The sequence below is a fragment of the Sporichthyaceae bacterium genome (genome assembly GCA_036493475.1).
Taxonomy (GTDB): domain Bacteria; phylum Actinomycetota; class Actinomycetes; order Sporichthyales; family Sporichthyaceae; genus DASQPJ01.
Genome location: DASXPS010000062.1, coordinates 1 through 19,718, shown reverse-complemented (window position 1 = coordinate 19,718; position 19,718 = coordinate 1). Strand labels below are relative to the sequence as shown.

General features: G+C 69.6%; 21 protein-coding genes. 12 read left to right on the top strand and 9 right to left on the bottom strand.

Annotated elements, in window-relative coordinates; genetic code table 11:
* Positions 1-11: 11 nt before the first annotated feature.
* Positions 12-1,307 carry an ABC transporter permease gene (locus VGJ14_07060; protein HEY2832168.1) on the top strand — a complete coding sequence of 432 codons (1,296 nt, stop codon included), beginning with the start codon at positions 12-14 and terminating at the stop codon, positions 1,305-1,307.
* Here the strand turns inward: VGJ14_07060 and VGJ14_07055 are convergent.
* Positions 1,228-2,808, bottom strand: a complete 1,581-nt coding sequence (locus tag VGJ14_07055) for an MFS transporter (GenBank protein ID HEY2832167.1) — start codon at positions 2,806-2,808, stop codon at positions 1,228-1,230. The genes VGJ14_07060 and VGJ14_07055 overlap by 80 nt on opposite strands.
* A gap of 121 nt (positions 2,809-2,929) precedes the next feature.
* Here VGJ14_07055 and VGJ14_07050 point away from each other — a divergent pair, with 121 nt between their 5' ends.
* The 4 genes from VGJ14_07050 (at position 2,930) to VGJ14_07035 (ending at position 6,717) form a co-directional block, all read left to right on the top strand.
* Entirely contained in the window at positions 2,930-3,643 is a 714-nt protein-coding gene (locus VGJ14_07050; GenBank protein HEY2832166.1) for a DUF2993 domain-containing protein, read from the top strand.
* Between the two features lie 9 nt (positions 3,644-3,652).
* Positions 3,653-4,261: a TetR family transcriptional regulator gene (locus VGJ14_07045; protein ID HEY2832165.1), complete on the top strand. Its 609-nt coding sequence runs from the start codon at positions 3,653-3,655 to the stop codon at positions 4,259-4,261.
* Between the two features lie 91 nt (positions 4,262-4,352).
* Positions 4,353-5,891, top strand: coding sequence for a GMC family oxidoreductase N-terminal domain-containing protein (locus VGJ14_07040; GenBank protein HEY2832164.1), 1,539 nt, complete (start codon positions 4,353-4,355; stop codon positions 5,889-5,891).
* Positions 5,892-5,943: 52 nt separating this feature from the next.
* Entirely contained in the window at positions 5,944-6,717 is a 774-nt protein-coding gene (locus VGJ14_07035) for a maleylpyruvate isomerase N-terminal domain-containing protein (GenBank protein HEY2832163.1), read from the top strand.
* Between the two features lie 71 nt (positions 6,718-6,788).
* On the opposite strand, the gene VGJ14_07030 is transcribed toward VGJ14_07035, so the two are convergent.
* Complete coding sequence (locus VGJ14_07030) at positions 6,789-8,288, bottom strand: M1 family metallopeptidase (protein HEY2832162.1); 1,500 nt, start codon at positions 8,286-8,288, stop codon at positions 6,789-6,791.
* Between the two features lie 82 nt (positions 8,289-8,370).
* On the opposite strand from VGJ14_07030, the gene VGJ14_07025 reads away from it, so the two are divergent.
* Complete coding sequence (locus VGJ14_07025) at positions 8,371-8,982, top strand: histidine phosphatase family protein (protein HEY2832161.1); 612 nt, start codon at positions 8,371-8,373, stop codon at positions 8,980-8,982.
* 48 nt (positions 8,983-9,030) lie between these two features.
* Here the strand turns inward: VGJ14_07025 and VGJ14_07020 are convergent, their stop codons facing one another.
* Positions 9,031-10,527, bottom strand: coding sequence for an MFS transporter (locus tag VGJ14_07020; protein HEY2832160.1), 1,497 nt, complete (start codon positions 10,525-10,527; stop codon positions 9,031-9,033).
* 120 nt (positions 10,528-10,647) lie between these two features.
* Here VGJ14_07020 and VGJ14_07015 point away from each other — a divergent pair, with 120 nt between their 5' ends.
* The gene (locus tag VGJ14_07015) at positions 10,648-11,319 is read left to right on the top strand and encodes a TetR/AcrR family transcriptional regulator (protein ID HEY2832159.1); all 672 of its coding nucleotides are present in this window, start codon (positions 10,648-10,650) and stop codon (positions 11,317-11,319) included.
* A gap of 17 nt (positions 11,320-11,336) precedes the next feature.
* Here VGJ14_07015 and VGJ14_07010 read toward each other — a convergent pair whose 3' ends face one another.
* Together VGJ14_07010 and VGJ14_07005 are read right to left on the bottom strand one after the other, a co-directional pair.
* On the bottom strand, positions 11,337-11,705 hold the full coding sequence (locus tag VGJ14_07010; GenBank protein HEY2832158.1) for a hypothetical protein: 369 nt from the start codon (positions 11,703-11,705) through the stop codon (positions 11,337-11,339).
* Between the two features lie 12 nt (positions 11,706-11,717).
* A complete protein-coding gene (locus VGJ14_07005; protein ID HEY2832157.1) occupies positions 11,718-12,341 on the bottom strand; it encodes a TetR/AcrR family transcriptional regulator in 624 nt (207 codons plus the stop codon).
* Between the two features lie 179 nt (positions 12,342-12,520).
* On the opposite strand from VGJ14_07005, the gene VGJ14_07000 reads away from it, so the two are divergent.
* A complete protein-coding gene (locus tag VGJ14_07000; GenBank protein HEY2832156.1) occupies positions 12,521-12,832 on the top strand; it encodes an STAS domain-containing protein in 312 nt (103 codons plus the stop codon).
* A gap of 15 nt (positions 12,833-12,847) precedes the next feature.
* Here the strand turns inward: VGJ14_07000 and VGJ14_06995 are convergent, their stop codons facing one another.
* Both VGJ14_06995 and VGJ14_06990 read right to left on the bottom strand, forming a co-directional pair.
* On the bottom strand, positions 12,848-13,324 hold the full coding sequence (locus VGJ14_06995; protein HEY2832155.1) for a hypothetical protein: 477 nt from the start codon (positions 13,322-13,324) through the stop codon (positions 12,848-12,850).
* 74 nt (positions 13,325-13,398) lie between these two features.
* Entirely contained in the window at positions 13,399-13,875 is a 477-nt protein-coding gene (locus VGJ14_06990) for an SgcJ/EcaC family oxidoreductase (protein ID HEY2832154.1), read from the bottom strand.
* 341 nt (positions 13,876-14,216) lie between these two features.
* On the opposite strand from VGJ14_06990, the gene VGJ14_06985 reads away from it, so the two are divergent.
* A complete protein-coding gene (locus tag VGJ14_06985) occupies positions 14,217-14,654 on the top strand; it encodes a GNAT family N-acetyltransferase (protein HEY2832153.1) in 438 nt (145 codons plus the stop codon).
* 12 nt (positions 14,655-14,666) lie between these two features.
* Here the strand turns inward: VGJ14_06985 and VGJ14_06980 are convergent, their stop codons facing one another.
* Positions 14,667-16,367, bottom strand: coding sequence for an AMP-binding protein (locus VGJ14_06980; GenBank protein ID HEY2832152.1), 1,701 nt, complete (start codon positions 16,365-16,367; stop codon positions 14,667-14,669).
* 53 nt (positions 16,368-16,420) lie between these two features.
* Positions 16,421-17,455 carry an FUSC family protein gene (locus VGJ14_06975; protein ID HEY2832151.1) on the bottom strand — a complete coding sequence of 345 codons (1,035 nt, stop codon included), beginning with the start codon at positions 17,453-17,455 and terminating at the stop codon, positions 16,421-16,423.
* A gap of 356 nt (positions 17,456-17,811) precedes the next feature.
* Between VGJ14_06975 and VGJ14_06970 the strand changes: the two genes are divergently transcribed.
* The 3 genes from VGJ14_06970 to VGJ14_06960 all read left to right on the top strand — a co-directional run.
* Positions 17,812-18,603 carry a zinc ABC transporter substrate-binding protein gene (locus VGJ14_06970; GenBank protein HEY2832150.1) on the top strand — a complete coding sequence of 264 codons (792 nt, stop codon included), beginning with the start codon at positions 17,812-17,814 and terminating at the stop codon, positions 18,601-18,603.
* On the top strand, positions 18,600-19,364 hold the full coding sequence (locus tag VGJ14_06965; GenBank protein HEY2832149.1) for an ATP-binding cassette domain-containing protein: 765 nt from the start codon (positions 18,600-18,602) through the stop codon (positions 19,362-19,364). Before VGJ14_06970 ends, VGJ14_06965 begins: the two co-directional genes overlap by 4 nt.
* On the top strand, positions 19,361-19,718 hold a 358-nt coding region (locus VGJ14_06960), incomplete at its 3' end, for a metal ABC transporter permease (protein HEY2832148.1). The genes VGJ14_06965 and VGJ14_06960, both read left to right, overlap by 4 nt.

The window sequence follows — 19,718 nt, the reverse complement described above, 5'->3', positions numbered from 1 at the left end:
ATTATCGCCACATGAGGTGGGCCGAGAGCACGCGCTTCGCGATAAACGGAATCGTCGCGAACAAGATGCGTTCGATGCTGACCATGCTCGGCATCCTCATCGGCGTCGCCTCGGTAATCACGCTGGTGGCCGTCGGCACGGGGTCCTCACGCGAGGTTCAGGCCTCGATCGATCGGCTGGGCTCGAACACGTTGTTCGTGTTGCCGTTGCAGGAGGGCGGTGGTGGTCAGGGTCGCAGCATCGGCGCGCAGATCCGCCGCCTGCTCGGCATCAAATCCCCGCCGGTGAACGGCACGCAGACCCGCGCCGCCCGACTCACGTTCGAGGACGCCGACGCCCTCAAGGACCCGGTGAACGCCCCGCACGTGGCGGCCGTGGCCCCGGCCGTGGTCATCCAACGGGCGACCGCCACCCACGGCACCTCCTCGCACACCGTCAACCTGCTGCTCGGCAGCACCGCGGACTTCCTGGCCATCGACAACTCCTCGGTCACCTGCGGGACACCGTTCACCGCCGACGACTACAACGCGCACCGACACATCGCGCTGCTCGGCAGCTCGGTGGCTCAGGACCTCACCGACGGGGACACCTGCAGCCTGGTCAACTCACAGATCCAACTCAACGGCCAGGCGTTCTACGTCGGCGGCATCCTCAACTCCAAGGGCTACAGCGGTCAGCAGGACCTCGACGACCGCATCCTCGCGGTCGGGACCGCGGTGCAGGACGCCCTCTACGGCTACAACCCGCCGGCCGCCGGACCGATCAGTGGCATCTCCGTGCAGGCCACCTCGGGAGCGGACGTCCAGGCCGCCCAGGCCGAGGTCACCGCGATCATGATGGGGCGCCACCACGTGAACCTGCTCAACACCGACTTCATCGTGTTCAACTCCTCCGCGGTGCTTGACGTGTCGGCATCGTCCAACCACACACTGACGATCCTGCTCGCGGCCGTGGCCGGAATCTCCCTGCTGGTCGGCGGTATCGGCGTCATGAACATCATGTTGGTCTCGGTCACCGAACGAACCCGGGAGATCGGTATCCGCAAGGCGATCGGAGCCGGCAGCGGCGACATCATCGGGCAGTTCCTCGGCGAAGCGGTGATCCTCAGCCTGGCCGGCGGCATCCTCGGCGTGCTCGCCGGATTCGGGGCGTCCCACTTCACCATCGCCGGCGTGCAACCGGTTATCGCGCCGTACTCCGTCTACCTCTCGTTGGCCGTGTCGCTGTTCACGGGGCTGTTCTTCGGGCTGTACCCGGCCAGCCGCGCCGCGGCATTACGACCCATCGACGCGCTGCGCTACGAATAGCCGCCCGCGGCACGCCCTTCATCGGCAACCACAGGGCCGCCGCGACCGACCCCACGAGAACGACCATCGCGGCGATCAGCACGGTCGTGCCCATCGCGTTGACGAACGCCGCGGTCGCGGTGTCCACCAGTCTGATCCCGTCCGCTCCACTGGTCTGGTCGGCGAAGGCCAGCGCCTGCCCGATGCCGCTGCGCGCCTGCTCGGGCACCACCGTGGCGCCGATCTGAGTCGGCACCGCATCGGCGTAGCGCGAGGTCAACAGGCTGCCCAGCACCGCGACCCCCAGCGCTCCGCCGACCTGACGGGTGGTGTCGTTGACCGCCGAGCCGATCCCGGATTTCTCCGCCGGTAAGGACGCCATTACCGCGTCGGTCGCCGGGGCCATCGCCATGCCGATGCCGAACCCGATCAGACCCAGCGCGCCCGCGACCCGCGGATAGCCGTCGCCGAGGGAGGTGGTGGACATCACGCTGAGCCCGATGCTGGTCACCGCCAACCCTGCGGCGATGGAGAACTTGGGCCCGTAATGCTGCGTCAGATTGATGCCCAGCGGAGCACCCACCGCCATCGTGGTGAACGGCAACAGCCGCACCCCGGTGCCCAGTGCGTCGTAGCCGAGCACGAACTGCAGGTACTGGGTGAGGAAGAACAGCCCGCCCACCAACGCGAAGGAGGCGAGGCTGATCACCGCCGAACAGACGGAGAAGCGCACGTCGCGGAAGAACCGCATGTCCAGCATCGGCGTCGGGGTGTGCCGTTCCCACTGCACGAACAGCACGAGCGCCACCACCCCGACCCCCAGCGAGCCCACAATCAGTGGGTCGTCCCAGCCGCGCTCCGGTGCCTGAATGAACCCCCACACCAGCGCACCCAATCCGACGACGCTGGTGACCATGCCGAGCAAATCCGCCCGCGGCGCATCGGGATCGCGGCTCTCCGGAATCAGCGTCGAACCCAGCAACACCGTCAACGCCGCAACCGGCACGTTGATCAGGAACACCGAGCCCCACCAGTAGTGCATGAGCAGCCAGCCGCCGAGTGTCGGACCGCCGATGATGCCCAGGCCGGCGACCGCCGCCCAGATGCCGATTGCCCGGCCCCGCTCGATCGGATCGGTGAACACGTTGATGAGAATCGACAGCGTGGCGGGCATGATCGCCGCACCGCCGACGCCCATGACGGCGCGTGCGACGATCAGTTCGTTCGGCCCCTGGGCCCAGGCGGCCCACACCGAGGCCAGCCCGAACACCGTCATCCCGAGAAACAGCAGGCGCCGTCGGCCGAAGCGGTCCCCGAGGGTGCCGGCGGTGAGCAGCAGACCGGCGAAAATCAGCGTATAGCTGTCCACGATCCACTGCAGCTGACTGCCCGAGGCGTTCAACTCGCGCACCAGCGTGGGCATCGCGACGTTGAGGATCGTGTTGTCCAGCCCGATCAGCGTCAGGGACAGACACATCACCCCGAGGGTGGCCCAGCGCAGCCGATGGGCCCGGCCGTCCATCCGGCACCTCCGCGTCGGGCCGACGCAACCGCCGGGGGAATCGTTTATACGGCAGTGCTGGCTTTTGACACAACTGCCAATATGCGGGTATGGCCCTTTGCGGTACCGTGGCGCGGTGCTGATGACCGATCTGCCGCCGCCGCCAGCAGCCAGGCCGCCACGGCGCAGCCGGCGTCGGATTGCCGTGTGGATCGGTGTCGGCGCCGCCGTGCTCAGCGGGTCACTGCTCGGACTGGACCGGGTCGCCGCTGTCGTCATCGAGCACGTCACCGCGGGCAAGGTGCAGAAGTGCCTGCAGACCCCGAAGCGCCCGCACGTGCAGCTTCATGATTTCCCGTTGCTGCCACATCTGGTCAGCGGTCGGCTGCAGCACCTGACGTTGACCGCGCACGACATCAACGCCAAGGGTGTTCGGGTCACGGAACTGCAGGTCGACGCGCACGGCGTGAGCCGGCACGGGGCCGGTGGTGAGGTGAACTCCCTGCGCGGCACCGGCCTGGTGAGCTACGACGCGATCAGCTCCAACGCCATGGGTCTGCGGGTGTCCTACGGCGGCGACGGCACCATCGAGGTCGCGGGCGGCATCGGCGCGCTCAGCGGGTCGGGGACGTTGACGCCCCGCATCGACAACGGCGACCTGGTGCTGCAGACGGGCGAGCTGTCCTCGCCGCTTTTCGGCAACGTCGACCTGCAGAGCATCCCGCCGATCCGCGTGCCGCTGCGGGAGTTGCCGTCCGGGGTCAATGTCACGCTGAACCCGTCCGAGCAGGGCCTGGCCTTCTCCTTCGACGGCACCCACGTCGAGATGGCCGACAACATCTGCGACATGTCCTAGGCTCAGCAGGTGGCCACAGCAGTTGCTCCTGTCGGTCTGCGGGAGCGGAAGAAGCGACGCACGCAGGATGCGATCGTCGACGCCGCGATGCACCTGTTCAGCACCAAGGACTACAACGCGGTCTCCGTGGAGGAGATCGCCGCGGCCGCCGACGTCTCCCCGCGGACCTTCTACCGCTACTTCCCCGCCAAGGAAGACGTCCTGCTCGGGCACAGCGAGGTGGATGACGCGATCCGAGAGGTTCTGGCCCGGCGGCGCGCGGACGAGAGCGATGTCGATTTCATTGCCCGGGCCATGCTCGGCGCCATCCACGTGCTGAACACCGAACACATCTCGCTCGTCTACGAACTGATCCAGACGGTCCCCGCGCTGCAGGCGCGGTTGTTCCAGCAGATCTGGCGCGGCGGCCAGGAGGAGTTCATCGACGCCCTGCTGGTCGGCCGGCGCCGAACGGCCGACAACGAACTACGCGCCCGGGTCATCACGCACGCGGTGGGCGACGCGATCCGCCTCGGCGCCGTGTCCTGGCTGCAGGCGGGCCAGCGCGGCTCGCTGGCCCGCGAGTGCAACAAGGCCCTGGCCCATCTGCGTCAGGCGTTCGGCCCGGCCGGCGAGTAGGCCCCGACGCTCTGGCCGCGCGTACGCCGGTGCGACAGGACAGGCACCGTAGGCCGCGCTCTGCCGACGTGCCCGCGGCCGAGGAGGCGACATGGAGCGCTTCGACACGGTGGTGGTGGGCGCCGGATCGGCCGGCGCGGTGCTGGCCGCGCGGCTGTCCGAGGATCCCGGGCACCGGGTGTTGTTGCTGGAGGCCGGCCCTGATCACGACGCCGCGGGCACACCCCCTCGGGTGCGCTCGGCCAACGTCTTCGACGCCGTGGGCGAACCCGGGCGGATCTGGGAGCGACTGGTGGCCACCCGCGCGCCGGGGCAGCCCGAGGCGTTGTACGTGCGCGGCCGGGGCGTGGGCGGATCCTCCGCGGTCAACGCGACCTGCGCCATCCGCGGCACCCCGGACGACTACCAGCGCTGGGCAGCGGAGTTCGGCTGCGACGGCTGGGGTTGGCCGGAGATGCTCGCCGCGTTCCTCACCGCGGAGGACGACGCCGACTACGGCGGCGACGGCCGGCACGGCAAAGGGGGGCCGATCCCGCTCTGGCGCCCGCCGGTCGATTCCCTCCCGCCACTGAGCCGGGGGCTTCGGGCGGCACTGAGCGGGCTCGGCCACCCGAGCTGCGACGACTACCACGCACCGGACAGCACCGGGGTCAGCCGCTCGGCACTGACCGTGCGTGACGGCCGGCGGGTCTCCACCAACGACGCCTATCTGGAGCCGGCCCGGGCCCGGGCCAATCTCGGCGTCCGCGGGGACACGTTGGTGGACCGGGTGCTGCTCAACGGCCGCCGCGCGGTCGGCGTGCGCACCGAGACCGGCGCCGAGATCGAGGCCGGGCAGGTGATCGTCAGCGCGGGCGCGATCCACTCCCCGGCGATCCTGCTCCGCTCCGGGATCGGCGTGGACGACGGACTGGCGGGCGGCGCGAACCTCATCGAGCACGCGGCCACCGCCGGGTTCGAACTCGAGCTCACCGAGTCGGGGCAGATGCCGAGCACGGACAGCCTCGTGTTCAACGCGATGTTGCGCTACTCCTCGGAGTTGGCCGGGGCCGGCCCCAACGACATGCAGATCGTCTGGTTCGACGGGGTCAGCCCGACCGGGGAGCCCCGCACCGGCGGACGGATCTTGGGCGCCGTGATGCGGGTGTTCTCCCGGGGCACCGTGCGCCTGCGCTCCGGCCGGGCCGACGAGGACCCGATCGTGGATTTCAACCTGCTGGCCGATGAACGCGATCTGATCCGGCTGCGCGACGCGGTGCGCCGGATCATCGAGCTCATCCGGCACCCGGAGGTCGCGGCCATCACCCGCGGCGCACTGGCCGCCGACACCCCGCTGGATCAGCTGGACAGCGATGCCGCGATCGACGCCTGGCTGATGCGCACCGTCAGCGACTACGTGCACGCGGTCGGCACCTGCCGGATGGGCCGAGTCGGCGAACCCGCCGCGGTGGTCGACACCGACTGCCAGGTAATCGGTTATCCGGGGCTACGCGTCTGCGACGCCTCGGTCATGCCCGATCTGCCCAGGGCCAACACCCACCTGACCACCGTGGCGATCGCCGAACGGCTGTCGCTCAAACTCGCCGACCGGCAAAGCACATCCGTACCCGGGAGATCATGCTCAGCATGAAACATGACGGACCGTCATGCATTCTCGACCCTGCCGGGGGTATGGGCCGGTCATGATGACCACAGCAGTGCACGAAGTCCTCCCCGAGCTCGACGCCTTCGTTCACGCCGTGCAATCGCGCCGCCCGGACGCGGGCACCTGGTGCGAGGCCTGGACCACCCGCGACATCCTGGTCCACCAGACCGGCAATGCCGAGGAGATGGCCCGGGTACTGGCCGCGCATCTGGCCGGCAGCCCGGTGACGACCCGCGGCTTCACCGAACGCGAGGGGCCAATCCGGGCACTGGGCGACACCGACCTGTGGGCCGCGTTCGCCGACCGCTGCGAACGGCTCGCCGAGGTCGCCCAATCCGGGGAGAACGCCCTGTCGCCCGACGAGCAGATCAGCTGGACCGGACGCATCGTGACGCCCGCGTTCTTCGCCGAGCACATGCGCGAAGAACTCGTGCTGCACCGCTGGGACCTGGCCGGTGACGACAGCACCGCCGTCCGGGCGCTGGCCGAGCCGTGGATGACCACGCACACCGTGCAACTCGTCGGCCAACCACTGCTCAAGCGCGGCGCGGCCGCCCTCGACCTTGCCGCGGGACAACGCATCGAGGGTCGATTGCGCGCCCCGGGCAGCGATGACGTCGTGGTCACCGCCGGCAGCGAGGGCACCACCATCACGCTGGCCAAGCCCGAGGGACCGGCCACCATCTCCAGCGACCCGGCGGTGCGCACGCTGTTCCTGTGGGGCCGCCGGCCCGCCGATTTCACCCGCTGGCACAGCGATGCGGGGCCCGAGGAACTCCGCAACCTGCGCACCCTCCTCAGCGGCTACTGACCAGTGGCCCAGGCTGACGTCATCCGCCTCGACCACGACACGCGCCGATTTGGTGGTCGAGGCGACTGACATCAGTCCAGGCGATCGCTCTGCGGGCCGGGTGGCGCTGGCGATGGCGGCACGGGGTCCACGGTCCAGTCCGGATGGCCGGGCATCGGCGGGGTGCTCGCCCCGTAGAGCCACTCCCGCAGGAACGCTGCCACGGTCGGGTCGCCGGACACCGCGACCGCGGTGCTGATGTAGTCCGCCGTGCTCGCATTGCCGTAGCGAAACGCGGCGAGGAAGGTCCGCTCGATGCGATCGAAGACCGGCATGCCGACCCGTTGCGCCAGCGCATACAGCACCAAAGTGCCGCCGGTGTAGCGCTCATTGTCGAACAGCGTGTCCGCGGTCGGTTGCGCCACCGGCCCCGAACTCGCCCGCCAGATATTGCCCTGCGCGTACGTCCAGCGCATCCGGTCGTCGAAGCGGGTGAAGCCCTTGGTGTCCGTCCAGCCCTGCGCGTACCGGTAGTTCAGCGCGTAATACTCGGCATGACCCTCGTTCAACCACAGGTCGGCCCAGGTGCGCGGGGTGACGCTGTCGCCGAACCAACTGTGCGTCAGCTCGTGCGTCATGTGCCCACCGATCTTGTCCTCGGGCTGGGTCAGGAATCCGGGCCGGTAGAGGGTGAGCGATTGTGTCTCCAGGCCGGTGAACTCGAACGGTTCCGTGTCGTCGCTGTCCACCGGCAGCAGTCCGTAGGCGGAGAACGGGAACGGACCCAAGCGCGCGGTGAGCCAGTCCAACTGATGTCCCGTCAGATATAGGGCGGGCAGCAGCAGGGGCAGCCGAACCGTCGGCACCACGTCGCGCCACCGGACCCCGTTGTGCATCCCGTGGTCGAGCACCGCGTAGGTACCCACGGCCAGTTGCACGAGTTCGGTGGCCATCGGTTCCGGCGGGTCGTAGCTCGCCGTGGTGGTGCCGTCGGAGTTGGTGACCAGGTGCGTGCGCACCCCGTTGGCCACCCCCAACTCACCCGGCGGCGCGGTGACCCGGAAGCTGAACACCGCCTTGTCCGACGGATGGTCGTTGCACGGGAACACGGTGTGCGCGGCCGCGGGTTGCGCGGCGGTCGCGAACCCGTCAAGGGTCGGCACGAACCCACCGGTCGGCTGCGGAAGGCGCCGGGGATCGGTGCTGTAGCGAATTTCGACGTTCATCGCCCGACCGGCGCCCAGCGGCGTCGCCTGGTCGATCTGCAGCTTCTCGGGCAGCGTCACGAAGGCGGCAGGCACGTTGTCCACCCGCACCGCGGCGATGTCCAGACCGGCGGCGTCCAGGAAGAAGCGCTGCAGCGGTTGGGTGGTGCGCGCCTGGATCCGCACGGTGCCGTGCAGGGTCCGCGGCAACGCGTCGTACGTCACGTCCAGCGCGTACCGCTGCACGTCGTACCCGCCGTTGCCCAGGGTCGGGAACACCGGATCGCCCAGGCCGGCCGCGCCGATGGCGAGCGGGCCTGCCGCCCCCGCCGGCGGCGCCACCGCGACCGTCAGCAGCATTGCGCTCAGCGCCGCCGCTCCGCGCATCCGCATCCGACCCCCCGATCGCCCAGGATGATCATGCCTTCCGGGCCATGTTCGGAGTGTCCTGACCCGCCAAGATGGTGTGGTGGGAACGAACGGTGGGCGACTGGTGCTGTTGCGTCACGGCGAGACCGAATGGAGCCGCAGCCACCGACACACCGGCGGCACCGACCTGCCGCTGACCCCCGCCGGGGAGGCCGCGGCGAGCGCGCTGCGCTCCCGGCTGGCCGGTTGGTCCCCGTCGGCCGTCGTGGTCAGCCCGTTGCTGCGGGCCCGCCGCACCGCTGAGCTGGCCGGCCTGACCGACCCGATTCTCGACGACCGCCTCGCCGAGTGGGACTACGGCGAGTTCGAAGGACGCACCACCGCCGACGTGAACGCCGAACGCGCCGCAGCCGGGCAACAACCGTGGGTGCTCTGGCGCGACGGCGCCCCCGGCGGCGAAAGCCCGGACCGGGTCGGCGCCCGGGTGGACGCGCTGCTCGCCGACGTCGGCGAGCTGCGTCGCGATGGCGACGTCGCCCTGGTCGCGCACGCCCACATCCTGCGGGTGCTGGCCGCCCGCTGGCTCGGCCAGCCGGTCAGCTTCGGTGCCTCGCTGGTACTCGACGTCGCGCGGGTGAGCGTGCTCGGCCACGAACACGACTGGCCGGCAGTACTGAGCTGGAACGCCGACGGGGTCGCGCCGAGCGCCTGAACGACAACGGCCCCCCGGAGAACCGGAGGGCCGTGACGTGGATGCGGCTCAGTGCACGAGTACCGGTTCCGCATTGACGGCCGGCGCGGGCACCGCAGCTCGGCCCGGGCTCAGCACCGCGCCGACGAGCAGTCCGCCCACCGCGAGGATCCCCCCCGCCCAACCGAACGACGTCGTGTACGAGTGCACGGCGGCGGCCTGCAGCAGGGCCGGTGTCGGGGTGCCCCGGCCGGTCAGGTACGCCGAGCCGGCATGCCCGGCGATGGTGCCCAGCAGCGCGATACCGACCGAACCACCGATTTGCTGGACGGTGTTGACCATCGCGGAGGCGACACCCGCGTCGCGTGCCTCGATCCCGGCGACGGCGGTCTGCATGGCGGTGGCGAACACCAGACCGATGCCCATGCCCATCACCATCAGGCCGGGCAGCACGTGCGCGGAGTAGCCGCTGCTCACGCTGATCTGCGCCAGCACCGTCATGCCCAGCGCCGCAATCAGCATGCCCATCGGCACCAGCACTCGGGCGGAGACCTGCCGGACCAGCACCAGGCTGGTGACCTGGGCGGTGGCGATGAGGCTGCCGACCATGGGCAGGAACGCCACCCCGGTGCGGATCGCGGAGAAGCCGAGGGTGGCTTGCAGGTAATAGGTCAGGAACAGGAACACCGCGAACATCGCGACGCCGGCCACCAGCATGGCCAGGTACGAGCCGGCCCGGTTGCGGTCGAGCACCACCCGCGGCGGCAGCAGCGGGTGCGCGGCGGTGGTCTGCGACCGGCCGAAGATGACCAGCAGCACCGCGGCGGTGGCCAGGAAGCCCAGCGTGACGCCGTTGCCCCAGCCGCCGGTCTCGGCGTGCGAGAGCCCGTAGACCAAGGAGAACAGGCCGGCCGAGCCGGTGAGCGTGCCGAACAGGTCCAGCCGAACCGCGCCGGTGCGGGCGAACTTGGGCAGCAGTGCGATAACGCCGGCGATGGCAACCGCCGCGAAGCCCAGGTTGATGTACAGCGCCCACCGCCACGACACGTACGTGGTCAGCGCGCCGCCCAGCAGCAGGCCGATCGCGCCGCCGGTACCGGCCAGCGCACCGAAGATGCCGAATGCCTTGGCGCGTTCCCGGGGGTCGGTGAAGGTCGTGGTCAGCAGGCCGAGCGCGGCCGGTGCGAGCAGCGCACCGAACACGCCCTGCGCGGCCCGGGCGCTGACCAACATCGCGAAGTTCGTCGCCGCCCCGCCCACCGCGGAGGCAGCGGCGAAGCCGCCGAGGCCCGCCAGGAACGTGGCGCGCCGGCCGAACAGGTCGCCCAGCCGACCGCCGAGCAGCAACAGGCTGCCGAAGCTCAACGCGTAGGCGGTAACCACCCACTGCCGGTCGGTGTCGGAGAAGCCGAGCGCCCGCTGCGCCGAGGGCAGCGCCACATTCATGATCGTCGCGTCGAGGACCACCATCAGCTGCGCGACGCCGAGCACGGCGAGCACCAGCCAGCGGCGGGCGTGCGCGTGGTCCTCAACCGCCGGACGGGGGTTGGGGATCGTCTGGTTCATCTGTGTCTCCCTGGTCGCCGAGCCTCCGACGACAAAAGCGGAGGTCATTCCTCCGGTTCGACACGACACTAACACAGAACCGGAGATGACGTCTCCGCTTTTTCGGCTATTCTCTCCCTCATGCGTTCGGAGGACCTGACGACGACCGTCGAGAAGCCGCTGCGGGCCGATGCCGCGCGCAACCGCGAGCGGATCCTCGCCGCGGCCGCCGAGGTCTTCGCCGCCCGCGGCCTGGAGGTCACCCTCGACGAGATCGCCGCGCACGCCGGCCTCGGCGTCGGCACCGTGTACCGGCGCTTCGCCAACCGCGAGGAACTCGTCGAGGCGCTGTTCCAGGACCGGTTGGCCGCGGTGGCCGCGCTGGCCTCCGAGGCACTGGCCGAACCCGACTCCTGGAGCGCGCTGACCCAGCTGGTCGAGGCCGTCGGCGAGGTCGTCGCCCGGGATCAGGGGCTGTTCGAGGCACTGATCTGCCGGCCGGACAGCGGTGGCCGCGCCGCGGTCCGCGAACGGATGCTGCCCATCGTCAGCGAGATCTTCGCCCGCGCCCGGGCCGACGGGCACCTGCGCGCCGACGCCGCGCCCACCGATTTCCCGATGCTGCTGCGCATGATCGCCGGCGTCGCCGAGTTCACTCGCGACGTGCGTCCCGACCTGTGGCGGCGCTACCTGGCGATCGTGCTCGACGGACTGCGCGCGGATCGCACCGAGCTCACCCCGCTGACCGAACCGCCGATCGACCCGGACGAGGTGGACGCGGTGCGCAGCTGTTGGCGTTCACAGCGCCGCTGACACATGCGGTGGCGGGCTCAGAACTTGCGGAACCCCGAACACACCAGGTCGATCCGGCCGAGCGTCCCGTCGGGCGCCACCGTGCCCACCCAGGTCTGGGTCACCACCGTGCGCTCCTCGGTGTCCGGCTCGAAAATCAGCCGATAGTGCACCAACAAGCGGTCCCCGACCATCTCCCCGGCGGCATCGTCCAGCACGACCGTCGTGTACTCGCCGAACCAGTCGGCGAAGCACTTGCTGACGGTTTCGCGGCCGTGCTCCTCGATCGGGCCACCGGGCAACATGGCGCGCAGCCGGATGTCCTCGCTGAACTCCCCGCCCAACCGCTCCCGGTCCCGCTCGGCGACCAGCGCGGCGAGCGCGAGCGCACGCGGATGACGGTCCATGACGAGCCCAACCTAACCCTTGCGCGGTCGGGCGAGCATCCCGTGGTGAATGACCGAGGCGATGCCGGCCGCCACCTGCTGCGGCGGGAACCCACCCTCGCCACGCAGGTAGGCCCAGGTCTGATGTTCGATCACGCCGAAGATCATGTCCCGAACCACAGCGACCGGAACGTCATCCCGGTACTCGCCCTTCGCGACGCCCGACTCCAGCACCCGGATGCACAGTTGGGTGATGTTTCGGTTGAGCCGATGCACGGCAGTGCCGCGGAACTCTGGCGCGGCGCGCAGTCCGAGCAAGATGTAGCGGGTCAGGGCGGGTTCGGCGCGGATGACCCGGAACCCGTAGTCGACGACCTCGCGCAGGCCATCCTCGGTGCGGGTGTAGGCGGCCAGGTCCGGCTCGTTGGCAAACACGTCGGCCAACCAGTCCTCGGCGACGCGTCCCAACAGGTCGCTGCGGGTGGGGAAGTACCGGTAGACGAGGCCCTCGGAGATCCCGCACCGGCGCGCCACCTCGGCGGGCTGGAACTTCTCGTAGCCGACCTCGCGCAGCACCGCCCGGGCGCCGGCCAGGATCTCCGACTCGCGTGCCTCGGGCGCCAGCCGGGATCTGGGGCGACGAGACGCGGCTTGCATGCCGACATAATGTTGAGTCTGACTCAATAAGGCAAGTAGCGGACTACTCTCCCGCTGCGCAGCCCCGGGTGAAGGAATGGTCCTCACAGCAGCTCTCTCGTCCTGGACCCCGGAAAGGCATGTCGATGAGCGATACCGGCCTCGCCCCCGTCCTGACCGCACCCAAGCGCCTCCCCCGCATGTCGACCGCTCCCCGCCCCGGAGTGACCGCCCGCTTGACCGGGGTCCTCGACGGCCGCGACCGCGGCCGGGTGGAGCAGACCGTGGCGCGCTGGTGCCAGGTGGCCCCGATGGTCCGCCACGCCGGGCAGGCCCATCTGGACCTGACCGAGGTCACCCAGTTGGAGCCGGCCGGACTTGCCATGCTCAACGCCGCCTACGCCCGCCTCAACGCGGCCGGTTGGCGGTTCCGGGTCACCCCCCCGATCGACCTCGAACCACGGCTGGCGTTCAACGGTGCCGCGATCCGCCGCGAACTGCTCTGGGGCTGACGGCCCGTCAGTCGCTCAACGCTCGGGCCGCGGCGTGGTCGGGCCCTTGTCGACCGGCTCGGAGTATTTGGCGCTGCGGGTGAACGCCAACACGGTGCCGGCGATCCCGATCAGCGCGATCGCCACTCCGACGCTGGACCACCCGGCGCCGGACCAGTAAACGTCGCGCAGGGTGACCAACAGGGCCAGCTCGTCGATGATCAACCCGAGCCCGATGCCCAACGCCACCCCCATCAACGCCGACGTGCGGGGGTTGCGGTCGACCAAGCCGAAGAACGCGACACTTACCACCAGCAGGATGCCCCACAAGAAGTGGTGCAGATGCACGTGTCCCATGTTGACGTTGCCGGTGTTCTCCCCGCCCAGCTTGATCACGCCGGTAACCAGCCGGGAGATGAGGAACGTCGCGGTGAACGCCGCCCAGGTGAGAACCAGGCCGCGGCGGCTGGGATGAACGTCGCTCCACCGTGGGGTCCGCCGCCGGTCAGCCATGGCGACCGGGCCGGCGCTTCACCACTGTGACCTGCCCGACGCGCGCGGCGGAAAACCCGGCACGCCCCTCCGGCTCAGGCAGCGCCGCCGGGTCGGATCGGCGTGTTCTGCCCGGCGGCGAGCCACCAGGTCCCGTTCCGCCTCACCAACACGTACATGGCCATCTCGGAGAACCCGCCGGACACATCCTCCGTGAGCTCAAGAACCCGGCCATCGGCGTCCAGCGCCCGGCGAGCGACGTGGGCCACCGCGACATCCTCGCCCAGCGAAAGAACATGTTCGATCTCGTAGCGCGAGGCAGGCCCGCCAACGCCCGAAGCTTTCAGCCGTCGATGGATGTCGTGCAGCCGCTCGTAGCCGTGCACGGTCGCCCCGAACGGACTGCCCCAGGCGACGTCGGCCGCAAAATGGCGGTTGGAGATCTCGGCGTCGTGCTGACCCCACCCTTCCTGCAACTCTGCGACCAAGGACCCAACGGCGTTCTCGGCCGCTGCTTGACCGGCCTCGTCGCCCAGGACGGGGCGCTCCTGCTCGGGTGCGGGATCAGCCACGTAGTTGTTCTACCCGCTTGGTGGGCTTGTGACGCGACACCGCGCGGTCCGCGTCAGCTCATCAGGTTGCCTGTGTGCAACCGGTCCGTTCGCGGACAGAAGCGCCGATCTCCTCAACCGCCTGCTGACCCTCAGTCAGGATCGGTGCGAACAGCGGCCAGATATGGAACTGTTCCTCGCCGACGACGGCGCGAGCTCCCCGCAGAAAGCGCCACCTCGGATGCTGTCGGCGTCCTGACGAACATGGCGCTCGACCTCCCACACCTGCGTCGGCGCGTCGTCCGCCGCACTGGTGGAGATCCTGCTCAGCCACACCGGCCGGGTTGTGCGATCCTCGCCCGGTGGCGCAGCTGCACTCGCGATCGGGCTCGGACATCTCCGCCGCGGAGCTCTACGAGCTGCTCCGGCTGCGCGCGGAGATCTTCGTGGTCGAGCAGACGTGTCCCTACCTGGATCTCGACGGCCTCGACCTGCTCCCGCACACCGTGCACCTGTGGCTGACCGACGAGAACCGACGGATCATCAGTTGCGTGCGGGTGCTGCCGGAACAGAACGGGCGACGCAAGATCGGCCGGGTGGTCACCGCCGCCGACCAGCGTGGGCAGGGCCACGCGGCCCGGCTCATGCAGGCTGCGCTGGCCGTCGACCCGGCGATGACCTGGGAGCTGCACGCCCAGTGCGTTGTGCAGGACTTCTATCGCCGATTCGGCTTTCGGACCGTCGGCGACGAATTCGACGAGGACGGCATCCCGCACATCGCGATGGTCCGAACGCCGTAGTCCCGAGGCCGGCTAACCGCGCAGTTCCGGGAATTGCTCGTCGCGCCACTCCCGCGCAGTGCTCATCGCCCTCGCGTCCTGTTCGCGGGCGCGCAACTCGACGCGCCGGATCTTGCCGGAGATCGTTTTCGGCAACTCGAAGAACTCGACCCGGCGCACCCGCAGGTACGGGGCGAGGTTCTCTCGGCAGTGCTTGAGAATGGCGAGCGCGGTCTGCTCGTCCGCCGTCCAGCCGGCCGCCAGCGTCACGTAGGCCTTGGGTACGGCCAGGCGCATCTCGTCGGGCGCCGGAACCACCGCGGCCTCGGCGACAGCCGGGTGCTCGATGAGCACGCTCTCCAACTCGAACGGGGAGACCTTGTAGTCCGAGGCTTTGAACACGTCGTCGGTCCGCCCGACGTAGGTGATGTAACCCTCGGCGTCTTGGTCGGCGAGATCGCCGGTGTGGTAATACCCGCCGGCCATGGCCTCCGCTTCGCGCTGCGCATCGTCGAGGTAGCAGCGCATCAGATTGACCGGATGACGCGACAGGTCCAGGCAAATCTCGCCGGAGTCGGCGGGCCGGCCGGTGGCCGGGTCGACCAACACCACCGGGGTGCCGGGCAGCGGTCGACCCATGGAGCCGGCCTTGACCTCATTGCCGGGGCTGTTGCCGACCTGGGCGGTGGTTTCGGTCTGCCCGAAGCCATCGCGCAGGGTGATGCCCCATGCGTTGCGGACCTGCTCGATGACCTCGGGGTTGAGCGGCTCGCCCGCCGCGATGCCCTCCCGCAGCGCGCCGGGGCCGTCGGACAGGTCGGCCTGGATGAGCATCCGCCACGCCGTGGGCGGGGCGCAGAACGTGCTGACGTGCTGGGTACGCAGCTGCTCGAGCAGTGCCGGGGCGTCGAAGCGGGCGTAGTTGTAGATGAACACGCACGCCTCGGCGATCCACGGCGCGAAGAAGCAGCTCCACGCGTGCTTGGCCCAGCCGGGCGAGGAGATGTTGAGGTGCACGTCGCCGGGCTGCACGCCGAGCCAGTACATCGTCGACATGTGGCCGACCGGATAGGACACCTGCGTGTGCTCGACCATCTTGGGCTTGCTGGTGGTTCCGGAGGTGAAATACAGCAGCAGCGGGTCGGTCTGCAGCAGCTCGGGCCGAGCAGGAGGCTCGGCGGCGGGCTCGGCGTCGCCGTAGGACAACCAGCCCTCGGTCCGCTCGCCCACACACAGGCGCAGGTAGTCGCCGGGCACCTGCTCGAACTTTGCGGCGTCGGTGGAATTGGCGATCACCGCACGCACCTTGCCCCGTGCCACCCGGTCGGCGAGATCGACCGGGCCCAACGCCGTCGTGGTCGGCATGACCACCGCGCCGAGCTTCATCACCGCGAGCATCGACACCCAGAGTTCGACCTGGTTGCCGAGCATGATCGCCACCCGGTCGCCCTTGCCGAGGCCGGCCGCGGCCAAGAAAATCGCCAGGCCGTTGGAGCGTCGGCGCAGGTCGTCGAAGGAGTAGGTGTTGTCCGCGCCGGTCTCCTCGACGATGTGCAGTGCCGGGCGGTCGTTGTCCGTGGCCATCAGGTCGAACCAGTCGTGGGCCCAGCTGAACGTCTCGCCCAGCGTCGGCCAGGCGAATTTCTCCCACGCCGCGGCGTAATCGGTACGCAGATCCAGCAGCAGGTCGCGGGCGGACTTGTAGGCCTGGTAGTTGGCCTGTGCGGTGCTCACCACGTTCTCCCTCGATCTCCGGTCCTTCGCGGCGACCTCGACGCTACCCGGCGCTACGACGCTGACTCCCCCGGGCCGGGCACGTCGCGGCGGCGGGTCAACACGGCCGTCAGCAGTCCCACACCCAACCCGATCAACGTCTCGGCGAGACGATCTGCGAGCAACGGCCCGATCGAACCGGGCACGGACAGGTGCACGAGCAACAACGCCATCGGGGTGATGAACACCAAGCCCGCCAGGTAGTTGGCCACCACCACCAGTTCGGTGAGGACCTGCAACAACGCCAGACACACGACCACGGCGGGCGTGGGCAGCCGCAGCTCCAACAGCACCGCGGCCAGGGCCAGACCGAGCAACGTCCCGCCGGCCCGGTGCAGGCCGCGTCGCAACTGCGCCCGCAGCCCGGGAATGCCCAGCGGCACCACGGCGGCGACCATCGACCAGTACGGCCTACCGATGCCCAGGCTCGTGGTGATGGTGCCGGCGACGGCAACCGCGACGCCGCACCGCACAGCGTGCAGCTGTTGCCGGCGGCGATCCGGCAACGGGAACGGCGGCGCCGGTCGCGGGTCGCGCAGGGGGAACACCGTGTGCTCCACGACCCCGAGCAGGATCGCGAAGGCGGCGGTCGCACCGCAGACCAGCGGGGCCGCGATCACATCCGTCCCGCTCGCCGGGACTGCGGCTGCGGTGGCCACCGCGAACACCGGAATCAACGGGCCAGGTGGTCGCCAGCGGAATCGATCGGACAGCGCGGCGGCCAGCACCGCCCAGCTCGCGACCACCGGGATGGCGACCCAACGGCGGTTGTCGAAGGTGCCGACTGCGGCGGCGTCGGTGACGGCCCCGGTCAGCAGCAGACCCATGGCGACGTGCAGCCGGACGCGACCCGACCAGCGAAGCGGGCCGCCGTAGACGGTGGGGAAGGCGCCGAACATCGCGTAGGCGGCCCAATTGAGGCGGTCAAGCTGCCATGTGGCCGTTAGCGCGACGAGGACGGCCAGCCCGGCGCGTAGGGCGACGCGGTGTTGCGCGGGTGTGGTCCAGCGGCGCGCGAACGGAAGGCGTACGGCCGCGGAGATCGTCATCCGGGAGGGCTACCCACTGCGAGGCCGGGGTGGTGCCAACCCCAACGTCCGGCGCTCGTGGCGTAAGAACGCCGCGGAAGCCGGACGTTGCGCGTTTTCCACACGGCCTGGCCGCCCGGCGCCCCCCTTGATCGATTCGTCCGCCTGCGCGCCCAGAACTGCGAGATGTGACCGCGCGCACGGTGAGCTCGGCGATGGCGTGTCGGGCCCTCAGTTGCGCCACTATTGACATCCGTTTTCATTTTCAATAACGTTCCATCGTGCCTGGCCTGCGCATTCCTCTAGTGGTGGCGGTGATGACCGGCCTCCTCGGCTGTGCACCGGCAACCCACAACAGGTCACCGGCGGTATCAGTCGTGGCCTCGACCGATGTGTACGGCGATCTTGTGCACAGCGTGGGCGGCGACCGGGTGTCGGTGACCTCGTTCATCTCCAACCCGAGCCAGGATCCGCACAGCTACGTGGCCAATGCCCGCGACCAACTGGCCATCCGCACCGCCCGCCTGGTGGTGGAGAACGGTGGCGGTTACGACGACTTCATGGACACCATGCTGAAGGCCGCGCCGGGCGACCGCGAGGTGCTCAATGTGGTTGCGCTATCCGGTCACCATCCGACCGACGGTGGCGAGCTCAACGAGCACGTTTGGTATGACTTCACGACCGTCGAAACGTTCGTGGCCCGACTCGCCGGTGCGTTAGCCGTCCTGGATCCGGTTGACGCCAACACCTTCCGCGCCAATGCCGCCGTCCTACGCGCCGCGGTCGCCGCCCTCGAGGCACGGGTACAAACGCTGCGCGAAAAGGTCGCGGGCCAAGCGGTTGCCATCACCGAACCGGTTCCGCTGTACCTGCTCAACGCGTGCGGGTTGGTCAACGCCACCCCCTCGGACTTCAGCGAAGCCATCGAGGATGGCACCGATGTGCCGGTGACGGTGTTGCACCAGACCCTCAACATGTTCCGCGACCACAAGGTCCGCGCGCTGGTCTACAACGCACAGACCTCCGGCCCGCAGACCGAGCAGGTGCGCAATGCCGCGCTGGACAACAACATCCCGGTGGTACCGGTCACCGAGAGCCTGCCGAGCGGGTTGTCCTATGTCGCGTGGATGTCGCGCAACCTGAACGCCCTCGAGCAGGCACTTTCGTGACCGCGCCGGTCGCGAGGTTGCGCGACGCCACCCTGCGCTTCGGCCCCCGGACGCTGTGGCAGGGTCTGGATCTGGACCTGGCCGCAGGTGAACTGCTCGCGGTGCTCGGGCCCAACGGAGCCGGCAAGTCCAGCCTGCTCCGGGTGCTACTGGGGCAATTGCAATTGGCCGCCGGCGAGGTCACGGTGGCCGAAAAGCCAACCGGGCGCGGGAATCGCGCCATCGGGTTGATCCCGCAACGGGGCAGCGCCGCGGCCGGTGACGTGCGCGCCCGCGACCTGGTCCACTTCGGTTTGAATGGGCATCGCTGGGGGCTGCGCCGCGAGCCCGATCTACGCCGACGCTGCGATGCCCTGCTGCACAGCGTGGGTGCACTGGCCTACGCGGATGCGCCGTTCCGGCTCTTGTCCGGCGGCGAGCAACAACGGGTGCGGGTCGCGCAGGCGTTGGCCGCCGACCCGGCACTGCTGCTGTGCGACGAGCCGTTGGCCGCGCTCGACCTGCACCACCAACACGCGGTCGCGGGCTTGATCCACGCACAACGGCGGGCGCGGCACACCGCGGTGGTGTTCGTCACCCACGAGATCAACCCGGTGCTCCCGTTCACCGACCGGGTGCTCTACATCGCGGGCGGCCGGGCCCGGCTGGGCACGCCGGCGGAGGTCCTGTGCTCGGAGTGCCTATCGGAGTTGCACGGCCGCCCGGTCGAGGTGATCAGCGGCCGGCACGGCATCGCGATCGTCGGGGCGCTGGCCTCGTGAACCGGGTTCTCAATTTCCACGACTACCTCGAGTTGCTCGGCGTGGTCCGCAATTCCCTGATCGCGGGCGCGGTGGTGGCGATCGTCGGAGGGCTCATCGGTCCGTTCGTGGTGAGCCGGGATCTGCCCTTCGCCGTGCACGGCATCAGCGAGTTGTCCTTCGCCGGCGCCTCGGGTGCGTTGCTGATCGGCGTGAACGTAGTGGCCGGGGCGATCGTCGGCTCATTGACCGCCGCGGTGCTGTTGGCCCTGCTCGGGGATCGGCCCACGCAACGCAACTCCACGATCGGCGTGGTCATGCCGTTCGGGCTCGGTCTGGGCGTGCTGTTTCTCGCTCTCTATCGAGGTCGGGCCG

Excerpts from the sequence above, each read along its gene's own strand:
- VGJ14_07060 (HEY2832168.1), top strand. The coding sequence starts at position 12 with ATGAGGTGGGCCGAGAGCACGCGCTTCGCGATAAACGGAATCGTCGCG.
- VGJ14_07035 (HEY2832163.1), top strand. The coding sequence starts at position 5,944 with ATGATGACCACAGCAGTGCACGAAGTCCTCCCCGAGCTCGACGCCTTC.
- VGJ14_07050 (HEY2832166.1), top strand. The coding sequence starts at position 2,930 with ATGACCGATCTGCCGCCGCCGCCAGCAGCCAGGCCGCCACGGCGCAGC.
- VGJ14_07055 (HEY2832167.1), bottom strand. The coding sequence starts at position 2,808 with ATGGACGGCCGGGCCCATCGGCTGCGCTGGGCCACCCTCGGGGTGATG.
- VGJ14_07010 (HEY2832158.1), bottom strand. The coding sequence starts at position 11,705 with ATGGACCGTCATCCGCGTGCGCTCGCGCTCGCCGCGCTGGTCGCCGAG.
- VGJ14_06995 (HEY2832155.1), bottom strand. The coding sequence starts at position 13,324 with ATGGCTGACCGGCGGCGGACCCCACGGTGGAGCGACGTTCATCCCAGC.
- VGJ14_07005 (HEY2832157.1), bottom strand. The coding sequence starts at position 12,341 with ATGCAAGCCGCGTCTCGTCGCCCCAGATCCCGGCTGGCGCCCGAGGCA.
- VGJ14_07030 (HEY2832162.1), bottom strand. The coding sequence starts at position 8,288 with ATGCGCGGAGCGGCGGCGCTGAGCGCAATGCTGCTGACGGTCGCGGTG.
- VGJ14_07000 (HEY2832156.1), top strand. The coding sequence starts at position 12,521 with ATGTCGACCGCTCCCCGCCCCGGAGTGACCGCCCGCTTGACCGGGGTC.
- VGJ14_07020 (HEY2832160.1), bottom strand. The coding sequence starts at position 10,527 with ATGAACCAGACGATCCCCAACCCCCGTCCGGCGGTTGAGGACCACGCG.
- VGJ14_07040 (HEY2832164.1), top strand. The coding sequence starts at position 4,353 with ATGGAGCGCTTCGACACGGTGGTGGTGGGCGCCGGATCGGCCGGCGCG.
- VGJ14_06975 (HEY2832151.1), bottom strand. The coding sequence starts at position 17,455 with ATGACGATCTCCGCGGCCGTACGCCTTCCGTTCGCGCGCCGCTGGACC.
- VGJ14_07015 (HEY2832159.1), top strand. The coding sequence starts at position 10,648 with ATGCGTTCGGAGGACCTGACGACGACCGTCGAGAAGCCGCTGCGGGCC.